Below are 20,999 nucleotides of genomic sequence, written 5' to 3'. Positions count from 1 at the left end.
TTGTTGTCTTTATGAGCACATTCCTATGAGTCCATTATTTTATTGTTTCTCTGGTAATAATCACTTACAGGGATAGATGTATTGGGTATAGTCAGGCGGGACGAAAATTTTTTAAGCGAAATTATAGGGTATAGGTATTTTCCCGCTCTTGTCCTCTACGATTAATTCAGCAATTAACAATTAAGAAAAATAGCAGGTAATTCAGCAAGTAAGTCTACCGCAGGCTGTTATATATAGAATATTGTTATTCATTTAACAGTAACACGAAACAACGAAGTGGGATTGTAAGTGAGTGTTATAAAACTCCAGATTCCTTCGAACAATACGTTTCCCTGCCTCTAAAAAATACTCCTATGGCGTAAAGTTGATTAGCTCCAACGAATGGCATAAACCTGTGCAGGATATTAACTACTTGTTACTTACAACATTATTTTTACAATTCTGCGTTAAGCCAGAAGCGAATAGTATTGGATACATACATCAAACTTTTTTAATTGCCTTTATAGGGGTTAAAAGTGTGCCCAAAATGCAAATTAGATGTTGATCACAATTATATCAACATATTAGATCAATAGAATTTAAAAAAAATTAAAATCAATGGCGCAAGGCATCGCAACGCATTGAATTTTCTCACCTATTTAAACACACATTATAAACAAGCATTTTACGAAAGATATTTTGAAAATAGATCAATTGCATCCTAATGACTGGGCAAAGAAACTCCAGTGATATTAAGCATGTGCCGTTATGTATGGCCATAAATACAACGTGTGTAACTTATTTTACTCTCTGTCTTACAAAGGATTACCCATGAAGAAAGCAACACTTGTGATTGGCGTTATTGGCGCTGACTGCCATGCAGTAGGCAATAAAGTTCTGGATCGTGTTTTTACCACCCATGACTTCAGGGTCATTAATCTGGGCGTTATGGTCAGCCAGGACGAATATATTGATGCCGCCATTGAAACTGGCGCTAACGCGATTGTGGTTTCCTCTATCTATGGTCATGGCGATATCGACTGTCTGGGCATGCGTGAGCGCTGCATCGAGCGCGGGCTGGGTGACATTCTGCTTTATGTGGGCGGTAACCTGGTGGTGGGTAAACATGACTTCGCTGACGTGGAAATCAAATTCAAAGAAATGGGTTTTGATCGCGTCTTCGCACCCAGCCATGACTTAGAAGATGTCTGCCAACTGATGACCAACGATATCAACCAACGTCATGGCGTAGAAATACACATTCTCGAAGAGGCAATCTGATGCAAATTGTCTCTGTCGATATTGGATCGACGTGGACCAAAGCAGCCCTCTTCACTCGGGAGGGGGACGCGTTAACGTTGGTTAACCACGTTCTGACTCCAACCACCACGCACCATCTGGCGGAAGGTTTTTTCTCCAGCCTGAACCAGGTGTTAAACGTAGATAATGCCCTCCCCCTGTTAAACTGCGGTGAGGTTGCATTGAAGTATTCCTCCTCAGCCAAAGGGGGACTGGCGGTCGCTGCAATGGGGTTAGTGCCTTCTATCACCCTGGAAACTGCGAAAGTAACCGCTCACTCTGCTGGCGCTAAAATCACGCAATATTACGCCTACAAGCTGAACCGCCGTGATATTCAGGCGCTGGAAGAGACACCGCCAGACATCCTGTTGTTCACCGGCGGCACCGACGGCGGTGAAGAAAGTTACGGACTGAATAACGCCCGCGTGCTGGCAGAATCAAAACTCGACTGCGCCATTATTTATGCCGGAAACAGGGATATTCAGGATGAAGTGCAAGCCATCCTTGGGCATAAAGAGCTGACTATCGTCGATAACGTCCTGCCTGACCTTGACCATCCAACCCCTTTGGCCGCGCGTCAGGCCATCTGCGACATTTTTCTCAAACGTATTGTTAAAGGAAAAGGACTGGATGTCATTGTTGATGAAACGGGCGAAGAACCGATGCCGACACCGTGGACGGTCTATGAGTTGGTAAAGGCCATCAGCAATGTAAATAGTCACTGGAAAGAGTTCATTCTTCTCGACATGGGCGGCGCAACCACCGACGTCTATTCCGCCTGCATTAATCATCTCGCGCCAGATACCGTTTTGCACGGCGTACCAGAACCATTCATAAAACGAACCGTAGAAGGCGATCTGGGGATGCGCGTCTCGGCGGCGGTGGTTGGTGAAAACGCAAAAGACTTAGTCAATATGATCTTTGCTCAGCAACCCGTGCAGCAGGAGGCTTTTTATCATTACCTTCGTCATTTGGCCGCTCATCCCGAATACTTACCCGCTAACACAGAAGAAAAATATTTCGATGCTGTGCTGGCCGGGCTGTGCGTGGGTTACGCCACAGAACGTCATGCGGGCACCAAAAAAGAAGTCTGCACCTGCGTCGGTAATGTTGATTTACAAATGGGACGCGACCTTACCACCGTGCACAAAGTCATCGGCTCCGGTGGATGGCTGTCGCGCGCCAGCCAGTTTGATATTCATCACTGGCTGAAGTACCGCGAGTTAAACGACGACGGCAAACGCATTCTCTTACCGACTCAATTTGAATATTACCGTGATTCACAGGGGCTATTTCCACTGCTGGCAAACGTCGCCAGAGTAGACCCGCAAGCCGCTGCGCTCACCAGTATTCAATGCTTAACCCTATAACAATTAAGGCAGCAACCAATGGAACTTCGAAACAAGAAATTAACCCATGACGAATTCATGGCCGAGCGGCAACAGGTACTGAAAACCTGGGAAACTGGCAAGGACGTTGAAAAATTCGAAGATGGCGTTAAATACCAACAAACCATTCCTGAACATAAACGCTTCTCCCTTGCCCTGCTGAAAGCAGACCTGGAAGGTAAAACACTTAGCCAGCCGCGCGCTGGCGTGGCGCTGATGGACGAACACATTGAACTACTGAAAACACTACAAGAAGAGTGCGATCTGCTGCCGAGCACCATTGATGCCTACACCCGTCTGAATCGTTACGAAGAAGCGGCGGTGGGCATTAAGAAGTCCATCGAAGCCGGAACATCTAAACTGAACGGTTTACCGGTGGTTAACCACGGTGTCGCAGCGTGCCGCCGTCTGACCGAAACCCTGCAAAAACCGTTACAGATCCGCCACGGCACGCCAGATGCGCGCCTGCTGGCTGAAATCTCAATGGCCAGTGGCTTCACCAGTTATGAAGGCGGCGGCATTTCCTACAATATTCCGTATGCCAAACGTGTAACGCTGGAAAAATCTATCCGCGACTGGCAGTACTGCGACCGCTTAATGGGGTTGTATGAAGAACATGGCATTCGTATCAACCGCGAACCATTTGGCCCACTGACTGGAACGCTGATCCCGCCATTTATCTCGCACTCTGTTGCGATTATCGAGGGCCTGTTGGCGTTGGAACAAGGCGTAAAATCTATCACTGTTGGTTATGGCCAGGTCGGCTGCCTGACACAAGATATTGCGGCGATCCGGTCTCTACGTGAACTCGCGCACGAATACTTCCAAAACAATGGTTATACGGACTACGAGTTAAGTACGGTGTTCCACCAGTGGATGGGCGGTTTTCCGGAAGACGAATCGAAAGCGTTCGCCATTATCTCCTGGGGCGCGGCGGTAGCAGGCATGTCGGGCGCAACTAAAGTTATCACCAAAAGCCCACATGAAGCATGGGGTATACCTACCGCCGCCGCCAACGTGCAGGGGCTGAAAGCCTCCCGTCAAATGCTCAATATGGTCAGCGATCAAAAATTCCCGCCATGCCCTGTGGTTGAACTGGAAATTGAGCTGATTAAAAGTGAAGTTCGTGCCGTCCTGAATAAAGTGTTCGAACTGGGCAATGGTGATATCGCGCGCGGTACAGTGCTGGCTTTTGAAGCGGGTGTACTGGATGTACCCTTTGCGCCAGCCGCCTGCAACGCGGGCAAACTTCTTCCGGTTCGTGACAACACCGGGGCTATCCGCGTACTTGAAGCCGGAGCCGTTCCTCTGCCAAAAGAGATTCTTGACCTCCACCACGATTACGTTGCCGAACGCGCACGCGTTGAAGGACGCCAACCGACATTCCAGATGGTTGTAGATGACATCAATGCCGTATCCCACAGCAAATTAATAGGAAGACCATAATGAAAATAAAACAGGCCCTTTTCACCGCTGGTTACTCATCGTTCTATTTCGACGACCAGCAGGCGATAAAAAACGGAGCGGGTCATGACGGCTTTTTTTATACCGGGGAGCCAGTAACGCCCGGTTTTAGCGCTGTGCGCCAGGCCGGGGAGTGCGTTTCAGTTCAGTTGATTCTGGAAAACGGTGCCGTCGCCGTCGGTGACTGTGCTGCTGTTCAATACTCCGGAGCCGGTGGCCGCGATCCACTATTCCTTGCTGAACACTTTATTCCGTTCCTCAACACGCATATCAAACCTTTGCTGGAAGGCCGCGATGTGGACGCATTCCTGCCGAATGCCCGTTTCTTCGACAAACTGCGTATTGACGGCAACCTGCTGCACACTGCCGTGCGTTATGGTTTATCGCAGGCATTACTTGACGCCACCGCGCTGGCAACCGGTCGCCTGAAAACCGAGGTCGTTTGTGCCGAATGGCAATTACCCTGCGTAGCGGAATCCATTCCGTTATTTGGTCAAAGCGGTGACGACCGTTACATCGCTGTGGATAAAATGATCCTTAAAGGCGTCGATGTCCTGCCACATGCATTGATTAATAACGTTGAAGAGAAGCTGGGCTATAAAGGTGAAAAACTACGCGAATATATCCGTTGGCTGGCGGATCGCATTTTGGGCAAACGCACCAGCGCACGCTATCGCCCTACCCTGCACATTGACGTTTACGGCACTATCGGTCTGATCTTCGATATGGATCCGGTGCGCTGCGCCCAATACATCGCCAGTCTGGAAGACGAAGCACAAGGTTTGCCACTGTACATTGAAGGTCCTGTCGATGCCGGTAATAAACCTGATCAAATTCGCTTGTTAACCGCCATCACCAAAGAGCTGACGCGCCTCGGTTCCGGCGTGAAAATTGTCGCTGACGAGTGGTGTAACACCTACCAGGATATCGTTGATTTCACCGATGCAGGCAGTTGTCATATGGTGCAAATTAAAACGCCGGATCTTGGCGGTGTTCATAACATCGTTGACGCAGTGTTGTATTGCAACAAACACGGGATGGAAGCCTACCAGGGCGGCACCTGCAACGAAACAGAGATCAGCGCCCGCACCTGTGTGCACGTTGCGCTGGCCGCACGCCCAATGCGTATGCTGGTCAAGCCAGGGATGGGGTTCGACGAAGGCCTCAACATCGTCTTCAACGAAATGAATCGTACTATCGCACTGTTGCAGGCTAAGGGATAACAGATGGCTCGTAAATTCAAAGTGTTATCGCCAACAGCCATTCTTGGTTATGGTTTCCCGGAAGAAAGTTTTAATAAGGCGATGGAAGAATCTCCGGATCTGATCGCCGTTGACGCCGGTTCATCTGACCCAGGTCCCCATTACCTGGGGGCGGGTAAAGCCTTTACCGACCGGGCGGGCGTCAAACGCGACCTGCGTTACATGATAACCGCTGGCGTGAAGAACAACATTCCGGTGGTAATCGGTACGGCAGGCGGCTCCGGCGCGGCCCCACATCTGGAGTGGTGCCGTGAAATTATTCATGAAATTGCGCAAGAAGAAAAACTCTCGTTCTCGATGGCGCTGATTCCTGCTGACGTCGACAAAGCACTCGTCCACGAAGCGCTGGATAATGGCAAAATCACGGCTCTGGATTTTGTCCCGGCATTAACCCATGAAGCAATCGACGAAAGTACCTACATTGTGGCGCAAATGGGGATCGAGCCTTTCCAGCGGGCGCTGAAAGCAGGCGCTCAGGTGGTTCTGGGTGGGCGCGCTTACGACCCGGCCTGCTTTGCCGCACTGCCTATCATGCAGGGGTTTGACGAAGGGCTGGCGCTGCACTGCGGGAAAATCCTTGAGTGCGCGGCCATTGCCGCAACGCCTGGCTCCGGTTCAGACTGTGCAATGGGTATCATTGACGACAACGGCTTTACGCTGAAGACATTTAATCCACAGCGTAAATTTACCGAAACGTCCGCCGCCGCGCATACGTTGTATGAGAAATCTGATCCGTACTTCCTGCCTGGACCTGGCGGCGTACTGAATCTGAAGAGCTGTACATTTAAAGCGGTCAATGATGGCGAAGTGTATGTCAGCGGTTCAAAACATGAAGAAACGCCGTATGCCCTGAAACTGGAAGGCGCCCGTCGGGTTGGCTTCCGCTGCCTGACCATTGCCGGGACCCGCGATCCTATTATGATTGCCGGGATCGACAAAATTATCGAAGAAGTGAAAGCAAGCGTAGCGAGTAACCTTTCGCTGGACGATGACAGCATCCGCATTACATTCCACCTGTACGGAAAAAATGGCGTCATGGGTGCTCATGAACCCACGCAAACTGCCGGACACGAACTGGGGATCCTGCTGGATGTCGTCGCGCCAACTCAGGAGATTGCCAATAGCGTTTGCTCGCTGGTGCGTTCAACCATGCTGCACTATGGCTATGAAAATCGCATCGCTACCGCAGGTAACCTCGCCTTCCCGTTCTCGCCCTCAGATGTACAGGCTGGGCCGGTATATGAGTTCTCGATCTATCACCTGATTGAAGCCAACGACGCACTGCGTTTTGATTTCCACATCGAACAGGTGACGCCGGAAGGAGTTCAGGCATGAAACAGTCAATTCGTTCACTGGCGCAGGTGATCCGCTCCAAAAACGCCGGACCCTATGAACTGGTTTTAGATATTTTATTTAAAACGAAAGAAAACTATGAGCGAGTTAAATCATCTGGGCAATTAACCCCAGAACTGGTGGCTGGCTTATATCATGTTGAACCTGAATTTATTCATCGTATTGTCTGGTTTGATCCTTCTAATGCAGTAAAAATCGTCATGCCACGAGATATTATTTCCGGAAATGTGGGTGATAGTGATGTTTATGGTGCACAGCAACACGCACCTTTATTAAGTATTCATTTTGATATTTAATAATTAATATTGTTTAGATTATCAACCTCATAAATGTACCTGCACAGATTTATTCATGACAGGTACATTTATCTAAATATATCAATAAAATAAATTGCGAAGCATGCTGGTATTATCACATCTTAAATAACGGGTGAACTACGTCCCTCTAAAAATCACACGTAATTAAACAAAAAATGCTTAAGTAAATACCGAATGACAACGTGATATAAACATCCAGCTCCTGCTGGAAAAATGGCCTGTCTTAGCATTCGGTAAAAATAACCACAACGTGAGAAGAGATCATGTCTAAACCATTCGTCTGGCAGGATCCGTTTTTGCAAGATAAAGACGGTACAGAATATAAATTAATTAGCGATCAACATATTATGGTAACGAAGTTAGACGGTGAAGACGTAATAAAAGTCGCCCCTGACGCGTTAACGTTGCTTGCCCGACAGGCATTTTATGAAGCCTCTTTTTTCTTACGCTCTGCTCATTTGCAACAGGTCGCCAGCATTCTTAACGATCCGCAAGCCAGCAGTAATGACAAATACGTGGCCTTGCAGTTACTGCGAAATGCAGAGGTCTCGGCAAAGGGAATATTACCCAACTGTCAGGACACAGGCACAGCAACGATTGTTGCCAGCAAGGGACAACATATCTGGACCGGGTGCAATGATGCTGAAGCCCTGAGCAAAGGTATTTACAGCACTTTCCAGGAAAATAATCTGCGTTTTTCGCAAAATGCGCCACTGGATATGTATACCGAGATGAATACCCAAACCAATCTCCCGGCGCAGATTGATATCAGCGCCGTACCCGGCGACGAATACCATTTTCTGTGTGTTAATAAAGGGGGAGGCTCCGCCAATAAAGCCGCGCTTTATCAGGAAACAAAATCTCTCCTGCAACCGGAAAAACTGACCGCATTTTTAATTGAAAAAATGAAATCGCTGGGCACCGCCGCCTGTCCGCCCTACCATATCGCCTTTGTCGTCGGAGGACTTTCTGCCGATCAAGCGTTAAAAGTCGCCAAACTGGCTTCAACGAAATACTACGATAATCTGCCCACCAGCGGAAACGAGCAGGGACAAGCATTCCGCGATGTTGAACTGGAAAAAACATTGCTCGACGCCAGCCAGCAATTTGGTATTGGTGCTCAGTTTGGTGGCAAATATTTCGCTCATGATATTCGTGTTATTCGTCTGCCACGCCACGGCGGCTCCTGCCCAATTGCCATGGCGCTCTCCTGTTCCGCCGATCGCAATATTAAGGCCAAAATTAACAAACACGGTATCTGGCTGGAAAAACTCGAACATAATCCGGGGCAATATATTCCTGTATCAATGCGGGAAGAAAATCGCACGCATCATGTGCATCTCGATCTGAATCGTCCATTGCGTGACGTGGTGCAAGATCTCGCCACGTTACCAGTCGGCACCCGCGTGTCGTTAAGTGGGCCAATCGTGGTGGCGCGCGATATCGCCCACGCAAAAATTAAAGAGCGACTGGATAACGGTGAACCGATGCCGGATTACCTGAAACATCATGTTGTCTATTACGCAGGGCCGGCGAAAACACCAGAAAACATGGCCTGCGGTTCATTGGGGCCAACCACTGGCGGTCGAATGGACGGTTATGTCGATACCTTTCAGGCAGCGGGCGGCAGTCTGGTCATGTTGTCGAAAGGCAACCGCAGCCAGCAGGTCACCGATGCCTGTCACAAACATGGCGGCTTTAATCTGGGAAGTATTGGCGGTGCGGCGGCGTTACTGGCGCAAGAATATGTCAAAAGCCTTCGCTGTCTGGAATACCCGGAGCTGGGCATGGAAGCCGTGTGGATGATGGAAGTTGAAAATCTGCCCGCATTCATTCTGGTGGATGATAAAGGCAATAATTTCTTTAGCCAGTTTGAGCAGCAACACCGCTGTGCCAGTTGCCCTGCGGGGCATTAATGAAAGTGAATGTTACGCTTTAGTCGTGCTGGGTGAGCTGATCTTTATGCTGGCTTACCATTTTCTGGATACTGAAGAGGTGAACGCCTCACTGCAAAATTGCCCCGTCAGGCACAACCAGGTCTCGACGGTTAATATCTGCGCCTGGCATTTCGCCAGGCGTAGGTTTACATCTCCTCCGGCACCACCGATTTTGCCAGCAACCACTCACGAAAGAGCTGCAAGTGCGGATATTCAGCCTTCTCTTCCCGCCACGTCATAATGAAGCGATTACCGGTAAGAATGGGCACATCGCACGGGATCACCATATCACCACTATCTAAATCGTGTTGGATAGCGAACCGCGGCAGCAATGCCACGCCGAGATTAGAGCGCACGGCGGCAATCAGCATCGAAAGCAAATCGAAACGCGGCCCATTATTGACCAGCGGACTGCTAACGCCCGATAGCGCAAACCACTCTTCCCAGCCAGTAATACGGGTGCTCTGATGCAGAAGAGGTAGCTCACTAAGTAGTTCTGCAACGGACAGCTTTTGATCGGGCAGTGAAAGCAAACTGCCGCTGCATACTGGCAGAATCTCTTCCTCAAAGAGATATTCTACCTTCGACCAGGGGGCGCAAAAATTTTCGCGCATAATGACAGCATCGTATTCCCGATTAAGAAAATCCCCGTTATTGGCTAATGAGTGGATATTGACAATAATATCGGGATACAATTTATTGAACTCACGTAAATTGGGGATCAACCAGTGCGTGCTGAAGGTAGGATTGACAGCAAGCTCAATAACCTGAACCGTGGGTTGCCAGGTCATGATTGTATTTGTGTCACGTTCCAGTTTATTCAATGTTTCTTTAACAATTCCCAGATAATATTTACCGGCATCATTAAGGAATATTCTTTTTTTAGAATGCGCAAATAATGATATATGTAAAAACTCTTCCAGTGCGCTAACTTGTCTGAATACTGCACTTTGGGTTAACGCCAACTCCTCTGCTGCTCTGGTATAACTTTCATGACGTGCGACTACCTCAAAAGTCACCAGCAATTCCGTTTTGGGTATTTTTCCTCTCATAATGCCGTCCCTTAAAAATAGTTTAAACTATCAAAAATACATTACTTATTACTAAGTAATGGTAACCAAAGCAGCAATAAATAATTTATAAGTATCATGATTGATATTTATAAGCCAGCACGTTCGGTATGGCAATTACCTTAATGAGGCAATAATAATCCGAAAAGCAAAACGCCCTTCGGATTATTATAATCAATATTAAGAAAAACTATTAAACTGATAATTATCATATCTATGGATATTATGATAAACAACCAACACCGATTTTATTTTTGATTTATCGCATATCCTTCTAAGAATTTTTGCGATGCTGCAATATCCGGAGTAAAGATGCGATCCTGCTCGACAAATGGCACGACTTTTCTGTAGGCGGTAAACATCGCTTTTGTTGATTTACCTAATGCCAGTTGTGGATCGGCTTGCAACCGCAAATCGATTGCCTGCGCGGAATGCATCAATTCAATGCCATAAATAATGTTCAAATTATCAACCACCTGTTTCAGTCTTCTGGCTGCATGGTCGTTATTGGCACCGGTATCTTCAATGCCTCCGGCAACCGGTTGAATATCGAAAGAAACAGGATTGGCGAGATCAACATTTTCTGCATGCAGCGCGACAAAAGGAATATGCAGCGAACCAAAGCCGTGACCTTTATTACCGGGTGCCGACAGGAAGCGCGTTAAACCCGTAAAGTGATCATCTTCCAGGTGCAGCGAGCGACGCATACTGTTATGCGAAACATGCACTAACGCCACGGTCAAACGCTGGGTGGCAAGCGCAACAGGTAACGATTCGAAGTTTGCCGTCGGGAAAATCCCGCCGCTGATTGCGCCATCTTTAACAAAATATTGCGCGACCTGGCTGGAATCCTGGTACGCCTTATCAGCATTCAGCACAGTTGCCGGGTTATCGTCAGAACTGTTGATCTGCACGGTAATGATATCTTCTGCGTCATGTAGCGCACGTACCGACTCAGAAAGGGTATACACCGTTGTTCTGAACGATAACGGATCCTGCAATGCACGTTTGTCATCCTTATGCCATAAATAAGAACCGATTAACGCATCGCGGATCTCTTTCGCGGAATCAGCCAACTGCGGGAAAGGACGCACGCCGATCGACTGCGGCAGTACCGGCGCGACGTTACCATTCAACGCTTCCAGACTCATAGCGAAAACCACCGGGCTGACATTCAGCAACTGGCGTGCCGACCGTACCGCTTCAATCGCATACGCCGTGCCAACGCTGTTGTTCGACAAAATCGCCAGCATATCTTTACCCTGCGGCACCAGTGGTTTAAGCCCCACTTTCGCCAGCGCATCGCCACCACTCATTTCCACGCCATTAACCCGCGCTTTCCATTCCCCCATCATCACCAGGCCAACGTGTGATGCGAGCATAATATCTGCTGCGCCAATGCTTCCACGCGCCGGAATTAAAGGTGTAACGCCGCGATTAATAAATTCAGCATACAGTTCGGCAATATAAGGCTGCGCTCCGGTTTGCCCATGCAGCATGGTATTTAAACGTAATACCATTGAGAGACGAGCAAGATAATCCGGTAACATTGAGCCGACGCCTGCAGAATGGGCGCGCAGCGCGGCAGCATTAAATTTTTTCGACGCGTCAATCACCTCTGGCGTTAAATTTCCTTTGGCATCAAATATGGGCTGATCTTTATTTAGCCCCACGCCCACGGTTAAACCGTAAACGGGTGTTCCAGAATGCGCGGCGGTCATCACCAAATCATAACTTTTTTCCATGCGCTCCATGGCTTTCGGCGCGATTTTGACGCCGTTATCCCCTAATGCAATTGACCATGCCTGGTCAATAGAGAGATGTTCGCCATCCAGCGTAATGGTTGATTTTGCCATCGCGATGGAGCAAACGCTCCAGAGCACAACGGTGACAGTGACTCTTCGTATCAATCCTTTCATTGTGTTTCCTTATCATGATGAGTTTAACAACGGGTTACTGCGACAACGTCTTAATTTGTCTTATCTTTTTCCCCCGCCGAACAATGCTGGTCACCAGGCGAGCGGCAACTTTCGCAGTCAAATTATCGCGATCCAGTTCCGGGTTAAGTTCGGCAATATCCGCAGCAATCAACTTCTCGCTACCGGCGATTAAATTCACAATGGCTTCAGTAATATTTAACGGCACGCCTAACGGTGATGGCGCAGAAACGCCGGGAGCCTGATACCCCGGTAGGACATCGAGACAAATCGTTAAATAAATAGCGTCACACGCCTGAATATCTGCCGAGAGCGCATTAATAACCTCATGCAAATCGCTTTCAAATTGCAGAGATTCGTCCAGCCAATAACGCACGCCGAGGCTATCAGCGCGATCAAATAACGCCTGAGTATTGGCAAAACGGCTTATTCCCAGCACGCGATAACTAAATGGTTTGCCATGCTGCGTGTTCCACTCCTGCATCTGGCGAAATGGCGTACCTGAATTGGCCTTTTCAGCCATCCGTAAATCAAAATGCGCGTCAAGGTTGATAATCAGCAGTCGCTGGATATCAGGGCGCGACTGCATAATCCCCTGAAATGTTCCCCACGCCACTTCATGACCACCGCCCAGAACCAGCGGAAAACTGTTACGCGCAATGACCGTGGCAACGTTTGTCGCCAGACAGTTTTGTGCGGATTCCAGCGCCTGTTCCTCACTTTGCACATCGCCCATATCAAAAATAGCGTCTTCATTGAGCACCGGCATATTGCCCAATATGCTGCGTAATGCACCCGGCCCACCTGCTGCGCCCGTTCGCCCACCGTTACGTTGTACGCCGTCATCAACGGCAAAACCTATCAGCGTACAGCCTCCAAGGCTTTGTTCACTAAACGGTTGCACATGCTGATGCCAGCGAGTGCTGACGCCGGTTTCCTGCGAGTCAACACGCCCACTCCACGGCAAAAATGTTTGCTTCATTACCAACTCCTTTTTCCACCGACAATCAGCCCCTGACAAGGCTGGTGCCCAAACCAATAGGCCAGTTCACGTGGATGATTTAGATCCCAGACCGCCATATCCGCCCGTAACCCCGGCGCAAGTTCCCCCCGATCAATAAGTCCAAGTGCCTTTGCCGCATTACGCGTAACGCCCTGAACGGCTTCCAGCGGTGTCATGCGGAACAGCGTACAGGCCATATTGATCATCAATGGCAATGACATATTGGGAGACGTTCCGGGGTTATGGTCCGTGGAGATGGCAATTGGCACGCCCGCTGCCCGCAAAGCGGCAATCGGCGGTAGATGGGTTTCGCGCAGGAAGTAATAGGCCCCGGGGAGCAGAACCGCCACCGTTCCGGCCGCTTTCATGGCAACGATCCCCGATTCGCTAAGGTATTCCAGATGATCGCAGGAGAGTGCAGAAAACGCCGCCGCCAGCGCCGCACCTTGCTGGTCAGAAAGCTGTTCGGCATGGAGTTTTACCGGCACTCCATAGTGTTGCGCTTTACTGAAAACGCGCCGTACCTGGTCTGGGCTAAAGGCGATGTTTTCACAAAAAGCATCAACTGCATCAATCAGCCCCTGTCCATGCAGGACGCCCATCCAGTCGCAAAGTGCTGTAATGTAATCATCACTGCGTCCGGCAAACTCTGGCGGTAAACTGTGCGCCCCAAGAAAAGTAGACTGAATACGTAACCCGGTAGATTCCTGTAAGCGGCGAATGACGCGCAAACAGCGCGCTTCATCTTCCAGCGTCAAGCCATAACCGGATTTTATTTCCAGCGTACTGACGCCTTCACGCAACCAGTTTTGTAGTCGCTGCGCCGCCAGTTCAAACAGTTGTGTTTCGCTGGCCGCCCGCGTGGCATTGACGGTAGATAAGATCCCGCCGCCCGCTCTGGCGATATCTTCATAAGCCACGCCTTGCAGCCGCATCTCAAACTCATTCGCCCGCTGGCCGCCATACACCAGATGCGTATGGCAATCCACCAGACCGGGTGTCAGCAACTTACCCTGCAGGTCGTGTTCCTCTGTAATGTCAGCCGTCAGTTCGCGAGGGATCTGCGTGGCCTTGCCAAGCCAAACAATAGTGTCGCCACGGCTGATTAATGCACCATTTTCAATCACTCCCCAATCGTTAGCGGAAAGTGTCGCCAGCGTGGTATTTCGCCAGAGGGTTAATGCACTCATAAGGATTTTTCCCCTCGTAAATAATAAAGCCACCAGCCTGCCAGTTCATCGGCAGAAACTTTTTGCTGTGGTTCGAAACGCCAGGGCTTGCCATCAGGCTGAGCCAGCCATAACAGCGTATTCGTAGATACAAACGTCCTCTTCTTACCGCTTATCCACTCCCCGTCACACAACGTGAACAGCCCCGCTTGCGCGAGTGACGGAGGGAGCCAGTCAACGGCACTTTGCACCCGCAACATCCCCACATCAGCTTCCCGCGCCATGACATTGAGATCGCGAACAGTCCCGCCCAGCAACTGGCAATCCGGCATCGCTTCACCTGGGAAAATTAAGGCGGGATCGTGACGTTGCAGGTTGATGATCGAATCGACAAACGTCAGTTTCACCCCTTCCCCATCGAGGATCGCGAGACCACGTACCACGCCTGGCCACGCCGAAAAAGGACCGTCCTGACTGACATTCGCCATACTGATGCGCAACAACCAGTTTTCATCATCAGGCCAGGCAAGCAGTTGTCGCGTAAAACCCCCGCCGTTGCGCCACGGTTGCAAGGGCTTATCCATTGCAGATATCAGCATTGGTTCCATATTACGACTCGGGATAAATAGTCTGGGCAGGGACACTGGTGGTGCGTTTCGCCCACGGGTAATAGATAACGGCAGTCATTAACAAACCGATAATCCAGGAAATATCCGCCCCGTCCATCAGTACAGAAATGGGCCCCTGATACAGTTTTTGATTCAGGAAGGGGATCTGCACCAGCACACCAATTCCGTAGCAAACCAACGCGGTTTTGTTATACGCGCCATAGCGTCCATCCGGGGTATAGAGTGCCGGAATATCGGTTTTACCTTGTGAGATGAAGTAGTAGTCGATGAGATTGATGGCGCTCCACGGCACAAATACCGTCAACAGCAGCAGAACAAAGTTTTTGAAATTATTTAAGAAATCGGCGCTGGCCGCCAACGCAACGACCATCGACAACAGCACGAAGCCCACAACGTAAGCAGCGCGAACACGCTGTGAAACCTGACTGCGATTATTAAAGGCACTGACGGTCGCCAGAATCGACATAAAGCCGCCGTAGGCATTCAAACAGTTAACCGTCAGTTTGCCGCAAACAATCACCGTATAAATCAGAATGGCAAACGTTGGCCCGGCTAACTCGCCCATAAAACCGACCTTATCTTTCAGGAAGTTAGCACCGCAAGCAGCAACAAGAACGCCAAAGGTCATGGCACATTGCGCGCCGAGCGTGGTTCCCAAAAAGGTGGCAAAGAAGATAGATTTTGCAGGGGTATCAGCCGGTAAATAGCGGGAATAATCAGAGGCGTATGGTGCAAACGTTAGTTGCCATCCTGCAGAGAGGGCTATCGTTAATAAAAATATAGAAAAACTAAAAGGTTTTTGACCAAATGCCGCCGCCACGTCGTAGTGACCACTAAGTTGGGTGGCGAGATAAATAAAACCCAGAATACTTAATACACCGGCAACACGGCCAACGACGTGAATAAGTTTATAACCGACCAATGCGATCATCGCGGTAAGCATACCGAAAATAATAATTCCGGTCGATGCTGACTCAAAACCAAATATCCGGTTAATCGCCTGACCGGATAATACCGTACCCGTCGCGGCAAATCCGAGATACATAATAATCACCATCAGTAACGGTAGCGCCGCCCCTTTGACGCCAAAGCGGATACGACTGGAGATCATCTGTGGTAATCCCAGCTTTGCCCCCTGTGACGAGTGCAATGCCATAACCGCGCCGCCGATAATATTACCGATTAATAAACCAATAATTGCTGACATGGCTTCAGAGCCAAAAATAATCGCTAACGCGCCGTCCACCACGGCGGTAATTTGTAAGTTAGCACTTAGCCACAAAGTAAACTGGCTGGAGGGCGCGCCATGGCGAGCGGACTCAGGAACGGCGTTAATAGTATTTGATTCTAAAACCGGTTTTTTACTGCGGATAGGGCTGCTTGATTCCATGAAAAAGTCTCCTGCAAAATGAGAGGTCATTTTTTGAAACAGCAAAAGAGGGTCGAGAGATATTTCTTTCGACGATGTAATGAATATTTTTTGATAATTATTGTTATACAGGCGGATTACTTTCCGCCTGTATTAGCGCAAATATTAAATAACAGCGTTAATATTTAGCGAATCATCGGCAATTTCAGACCATAATTTTTGGCACATTCAATAGCGGCTTCATAACCGGCATCAGCGTGACGCATAACGCCTGACGCACAGTCATTAACCAGCACACGCGCCAGGCGTTTTTCAGCTTCTTCGCTACCATCAGCAACAATGACCATCCCGGCGTGCTGGGAATATCCCATCCCAACGCCGCCGCCATGATGCAGAGACACCCACGTTGCCCCGCCCGCCGTGTTGAGCAGACCATTGAGCAACGGCCAGTCAGATACCGCGTCACTGCCATCGAGCATACTTTCGGTTTCGCGGTTCGGGCTGGCGACAGAGCCGGTATCAAGATGATCGCGACCAATCACAATCGGCGCTTTTAATTCACCGTTGCGTACCATTTCATTGAATGCCAGCCCCGCCAGGTGACGCTCGCCAAGCCCCAGCCAGCAAATTCGTGAAGGCAAGCCCTGGAAAGCAATACGCTCGCGCGCCATATCCAGCCAGCGGTGCGTCAGCACGTTATTGGGGAACAGCTCTTTAATTTTGGCATCAGTCTTATAGATATCTTCCGGGTCACCAGACAGCGCTACCCAACGGAACGGGCCTTTGCCTTCACAGAACATTGGGCGAATATAAGCAGGGACAAAGCCCGGGAAATCAAAGGCATTTTGCAGACCTTCATTGAAGGCTACCTGACGGATATTGTTGCCATAGTCGACAACCGGAATACCCATCGCCTGGAAGTCCAGCATCCCCTGAACATGCGCCACACAACTTTGTGCGGCGTCTTTTTGCAGCCTGGCGTGTTGTTGCGGATCTTGTTGTGCCGCACGCCATTGTTCTACGCTCCACCCCATCGGCAAATAGCCGTTAATCAGATCGTGGGCAGACGTCTGGTCAGTGACCAGATCCGGTTTGATCGCCCCCTGACGTGCACGTTTCACCAGTTCAGGAACAATTTCTGCCGCATTGCCCAGTAGCGCGATAGAAACGGCGTCTTTGCGCTCGGTGTGGTATTTAATCAGCGCCAGTGCATCATCGAGATCTTTCGCCTGTTTATCGACATAACGGGTACGCAGACGGAAGTCGATGCTACTTTGCTGACACTCAATATTTAATGAACATGCCCCTGCCAGAGTCGCCGCCAGCGGTTGTGCTCCACCCATGCCACCCAGACCCGCAGTCAGGATCCACTTTCCGCTTAGCGAATTGTTGTAGTGCTGACGCCCCGCCTCAACAAAGGTTTCAAACGTTCCCTGCACAATGCCCTGGCTACCAATGTAGATCCACGAACCGGCGGTCATCTGTCCATACATGAACAGACCTTTGCGATCGAGTTCGTTGAAGTGATCCCAGTTGGCCCATTGCGGCACCAGGTTAGAGTTGGCGATCAACACACGTGGCGCGTCAGTATGGGTTTTAAATACACCAACGGGTTTACCGGACTGAACCAGCAGCGACTCATCGGGTTCCAGATTTTTCAGGGATTCCAGAATCTGGTCGAAACACTCCCAGTTACGTGCCGCGCGGCCAATACCGCCGTACACCACCAGATGTTGCGGATTTTCAGCCACGTCTGGATCAAGGTTGTTCTGCAACATCCGATAGGCAGCTTCGATCTGCCAGTTTTTGCAATGCAGTTGAGTACCTTGTGGCGCATGGATGACGCGGCTGGTATCAATACGAGGATCTGAAGGCTTACTCATGAATCTTCTCCTGTTACTGGATAAAATTAAATGCTGTAATCGCCCAGAAAGATGAGCGAATGAATACAGAAACGGCTTATATAATTCCTGTTTATAATTTCGTATTATTAATTCATTTAGTGAATTTAATTTCTATAGCATATTCACCGTGAATATAAATTCAAAAAAATTGCCAACGCTTTGTATGCGAATTCAATATGCTTAATTTAACTTTTGGAAAAAGTGATATTGTTGGCAAAATATTTTCTCATTTGAACATATGAATATGATGAGATTGCAAGATGTCTGTAATTTAATTATTCGCAAAAACGTATTCACGACAGCTAATCATTAACGTAATAGCCGAAAAACCAGCGTTGTACCAAGAGCATAATACATTGATATATAGCGACATTTAAAAACAACCATTAATTTTCAAGCATAAGAGCATGTCTTGTTATCATTAATACATATTCTATTTTTATCATCCTTAAAATAACAAACCCTAACTGAAAAAACTGGCAAACATATAAAATTAAAAAATATGAACCCTGGAGAATATAATTTTTCATTTTCAACAAAATGGCATCAAGAAGAAGCGGTGGTAGCTTATAAGCGATATTGATTCACTTATCGAAGCCCCGCAGGAGACAGGATTGATTCAACCAGCAGTCAGATTTCGACCGTGGTTAACGTTTAAGGCATAAAAAAGGCCATCATAAGATGGCCAACCATGTCGAAACCGACAGCCCTTCGCCATTCCTGTAGAGGGACGCGGCGAGGGCTATTTCTTATTACAGATATTTATTTCAGAACAGTTTTCAGTGCTTCACCGATGTCAGCCAGGCTGCGAACGGTTTTCACGCCTGCGGCTTCCAGGGCAGCAAATTTCTCATCCGCAGTCCCTTTACCACCGGAAATGATTGCACCTGCGTGACCCATACGTTTGCCTTTCGGCGCAGTCACACCGGCAATGTAACCCACAACTGGCTTGGTGACGTGCTCTTTGATGTACGCAGCCGCTTCTTCTTCGGCGCTACCGCCGATCTCACCGATCATCACGATCGCTTCGGTCTGCGGATCTTTTTCGAACATTTCGAGAATGTCGATAAAGTTAGAGCCAGGGATCGGATCGCCGCCGATACCGACACAGGTAGACTGACCGAAACCGTAATCCGTGGTCTGTTTAACTGCTTCATAAGTCAGCGTACCGGAACGGGAAACGATACCCACTTTACCAGGGCGATGGATGTGGCCCGGCTGGATACCGATTTTACACTCACCCGGAGTGATTACGCCTGGGCAGTTCGGGCCAATCATGCGCACGCCCGCTTCATCCAGTTTCACTTTCACGGTCAGCATATCCAGCGTCGGGATGCCCTCAGTGATGGTGATGATAAGCTTAATGCCTGCGTCGATGGCTTCCAGAATGGAGTCTTTGCAGAACGGTGCTGGTACGTAGATAACAGAAGCAGTGGCACCAGTGGCAGCTACTGCTTCACGCACGGTGTTGAACACCGGCAGGCCAAGGTGGGTGGTGCCGCCTTTACCTGGAGTTACGCCGCCCACCATTTTAGTGCCGTATGCAATGGCCTGTTCAGAGTGGAAAGTCCCCTGGCTACCGGTAAAGCCCTGGCAGATAACCTTGGTGTTTTTATCAATTAAAATGGACATTATTTCCCCTCCACTGCGGCAACAACCTGCTGAGCTGCATCCGTCAGACCTTTTGCTGCAATAATATTCAGGCCGCTGTCAGCCAGTTTCTTCGCGCCGAGTTCGGCGTTGTTACCTTCCAGACGTACGACAACCGGGACGTTAACACCCACTTCTGCTACCGCGCCGATGATACCGTCAGCAATCAGGTCGCAACGAACGATACCGCCAAAGATGTTAACCAGAACGGCTTTTACTTTTTCGTCAGAGAGGATGATTTTGAATGCTTCGGTCACGCGTTCTTTGGTTGCACCACCGCCAACATCGAGGAAGTTAGCCGGTTCACCGCCGTGCAGTTTAACGATGTCCATCGTGCCCATCGCCAGGCCTGCGCCGTTAACCATACAACCGATGTTGCCGTCCAGCGCTACGTAGTTCAGTTCCCACTGTGCAGCCTGCGCTTCACGCGGATCTTCCTGCGACTGGTCGCGCATTTCGCGCAGATCAGGCTGGCGGAACAGTGCGTTACCATCAGCGCCCAGTTTGCCGTCGAGGCAGATAAGATCGCCCTGTTTGGTGATAACCAACGGGTTGATTTCGATCAGCGCCAGATCCCGTTCCAGGAAAATGGTCGCCAGGCCCATGAAAATTTTGGTGAACTGTTGAACCAGTTTACCTTCCAGACCCAGTTTGAACGCCAGCTCGCGTCCCTGATACGGCATCGGGCCGGTCAGCGGATCAAGCGCAACTTTATGGATCAGGTGCGGGGTTTCTTCCGCCACTTTTTCGATTTCCACGCCACCTTCAGTGGAGGCCATAAAGACCACGCGGCGGGAGCTACGGTCAACAACGGCACCAAGATACAGCTCTTTCGCGATATCGGTCGCCGCTTCAACCAGAATCTGGTTAACCGGTTGTCCATTGGCGTCTGTTTGATACGTTACCAGACGCTTGCCCAGCCAGTTTTCTGCAAAAGCACGGATGTCTTCTTTGCTGTTTACCACTTTCACACCGCCCGCTTTACCGCGGCCACCAGCGTGAACCTGACATTTCACTACCCACGGACCGGCACCGATTTTTGAAGCGGCTTCTTCTGCTTCGCGCGGAGTAGTACAGGCATAACCCACCGGTGCTGGTAAGCCATAGCGGGCAAAAAGTTGTTTTGCCTGATATTCATGTAAGTTCATGTATTCTGTCCATCCTTTAGTAATCGTTATCTTTTAAACCGTAGACCGAATGTGACGTATCGCTTCCGGGTATTGTCGGATGCGGCGCGAGCGCCTTATCCGACCTACATCAGAGTCACCC

Annotated in this window: 16 protein-coding genes; 7 read left to right on the top strand and 9 right to left on the bottom strand. The window is 49.4% G+C overall.

Annotated features, from left to right (window positions below; genetic code table 11):
- Positions 1-810: 810 nt before the first annotated feature.
- The 7 genes from glmS (at position 811) to A1WG_RS05735 (ending at position 8,978) form a co-directional block, all read left to right on the top strand.
- Complete coding sequence (gene glmS, locus A1WG_RS05705) at positions 811-1,260, top strand: methylaspartate mutase subunit S (RefSeq protein WP_000710399.1); 450 nt, start codon at positions 811-813, stop codon at positions 1,258-1,260.
- Positions 1,260-2,648 (top strand): methylaspartate mutase accessory protein GlmL, encoded by a 1,389-nt coding sequence (glmL, locus tag A1WG_RS05710; RefSeq protein WP_001516005.1) that lies wholly within the window; start codon positions 1,260-1,262, stop codon positions 2,646-2,648. Before glmS ends, glmL begins: the two co-directional genes overlap by 1 nt.
- An 18-nt stretch (positions 2,649-2,666) precedes the next feature.
- Complete coding sequence (locus A1WG_RS05715) at positions 2,667-4,112, top strand: methylaspartate mutase subunit E (protein ID WP_001516004.1); 1,446 nt, start codon at positions 2,667-2,669, stop codon at positions 4,110-4,112.
- Positions 4,112-5,353: a methylaspartate ammonia-lyase gene (locus A1WG_RS05720; RefSeq protein ID WP_000695017.1), complete on the top strand. Its 1,242-nt coding sequence runs from the start codon at positions 4,112-4,114 to the stop codon at positions 5,351-5,353. Before A1WG_RS05715 ends, A1WG_RS05720 begins: the two co-directional genes overlap by 1 nt.
- A 3-nt stretch (positions 5,354-5,356) precedes the next feature.
- Positions 5,357-6,727, top strand: coding sequence for an acyclic terpene utilization AtuA family protein (locus A1WG_RS05725; protein WP_000101359.1), 1,371 nt, complete (start codon positions 5,357-5,359; stop codon positions 6,725-6,727).
- The gene (locus tag A1WG_RS05730; RefSeq protein WP_000813902.1) at positions 6,724-7,041 is read left to right on the top strand and encodes a DUF4387 domain-containing protein; all 318 of its coding nucleotides are present in this window, start codon (positions 6,724-6,726) and stop codon (positions 7,039-7,041) included. Before A1WG_RS05725 ends, A1WG_RS05730 begins: the two co-directional genes overlap by 4 nt.
- 284 nt (positions 7,042-7,325) lie before the next feature.
- Complete coding sequence (locus A1WG_RS05735; RefSeq protein ID WP_001516002.1) at positions 7,326-8,978, top strand: class I fumarate hydratase; 1,653 nt, start codon at positions 7,326-7,328, stop codon at positions 8,976-8,978.
- A gap of 167 nt (positions 8,979-9,145) precedes the next feature.
- Here the strand turns inward: A1WG_RS05735 and A1WG_RS05740 are convergent, their stop codons facing one another.
- From A1WG_RS05740 to sucC, 9 genes are all read right to left on the bottom strand, one after another.
- Positions 9,146-10,051: a LysR family transcriptional regulator gene (locus A1WG_RS05740; RefSeq protein WP_001214252.1), complete on the bottom strand. Its 906-nt coding sequence runs from the start codon at positions 10,049-10,051 to the stop codon at positions 9,146-9,148.
- Between the two features lie 266 nt (positions 10,052-10,317).
- Positions 10,318-11,988, bottom strand: a complete 1,671-nt coding sequence (gene hutH / locus A1WG_RS05745) for an HAL/PAL/TAL family ammonia-lyase (protein ID WP_001516001.1) — start codon at positions 11,986-11,988, stop codon at positions 10,318-10,320.
- 34 nt (positions 11,989-12,022) lie between these two features.
- Entirely contained in the window at positions 12,023-12,988 is a 966-nt protein-coding gene (hutG, locus tag A1WG_RS05750) for a formimidoylglutamase (protein WP_000814581.1), read from the bottom strand.
- Positions 12,988-14,199, bottom strand: a complete 1,212-nt coding sequence (gene hutI / locus A1WG_RS05755; RefSeq protein WP_001516000.1) for an imidazolonepropionase — start codon at positions 14,197-14,199, stop codon at positions 12,988-12,990. Before hutI ends, hutG begins: the two co-directional genes overlap by 1 nt.
- Positions 14,196-14,777 (bottom strand): HutD/Ves family protein, encoded by a 582-nt coding sequence (locus tag A1WG_RS05760; protein ID WP_228029515.1) that lies wholly within the window; start codon positions 14,775-14,777, stop codon positions 14,196-14,198. Before A1WG_RS05760 ends, hutI begins: the two co-directional genes overlap by 4 nt.
- Before the next feature lie 10 nt (positions 14,778-14,787).
- On the bottom strand, positions 14,788-16,197 hold the full coding sequence (locus A1WG_RS05765) for a cytosine permease (protein ID WP_016242610.1): 1,410 nt from the start codon (positions 16,195-16,197) through the stop codon (positions 14,788-14,790).
- A gap of 164 nt (positions 16,198-16,361) precedes the next feature.
- The gene (gene hutU / locus A1WG_RS05770) at positions 16,362-18,059 is read right to left on the bottom strand and encodes a urocanate hydratase (RefSeq protein WP_001515997.1); all 1,698 of its coding nucleotides are present in this window, start codon (positions 18,057-18,059) and stop codon (positions 16,362-16,364) included.
- 783 nt (positions 18,060-18,842) lie between these two features.
- Positions 18,843-19,712: a succinate--CoA ligase subunit alpha gene (sucD, locus tag A1WG_RS05775; protein WP_001515996.1), complete on the bottom strand. Its 870-nt coding sequence runs from the start codon at positions 19,710-19,712 to the stop codon at positions 18,843-18,845.
- On the bottom strand, positions 19,712-20,878 hold the full coding sequence (gene sucC, locus A1WG_RS05780) for an ADP-forming succinate--CoA ligase subunit beta (RefSeq protein WP_001048605.1): 1,167 nt from the start codon (positions 20,876-20,878) through the stop codon (positions 19,712-19,714). Before sucC ends, sucD begins: the two co-directional genes overlap by 1 nt.
- Between the last annotated feature and the right edge of the window lie 121 nt (positions 20,879-20,999).

Origin of the sequence: Escherichia sp. KTE96 (assembly GCF_000408525.1) — a bacterium.
Taxonomy (GTDB): Bacteria; Pseudomonadota; Gammaproteobacteria; order Enterobacterales; family Enterobacteriaceae; genus Escherichia; species Escherichia marmotae.
This window is presented reverse-complemented; position numbering and strand designations above follow the sequence as displayed.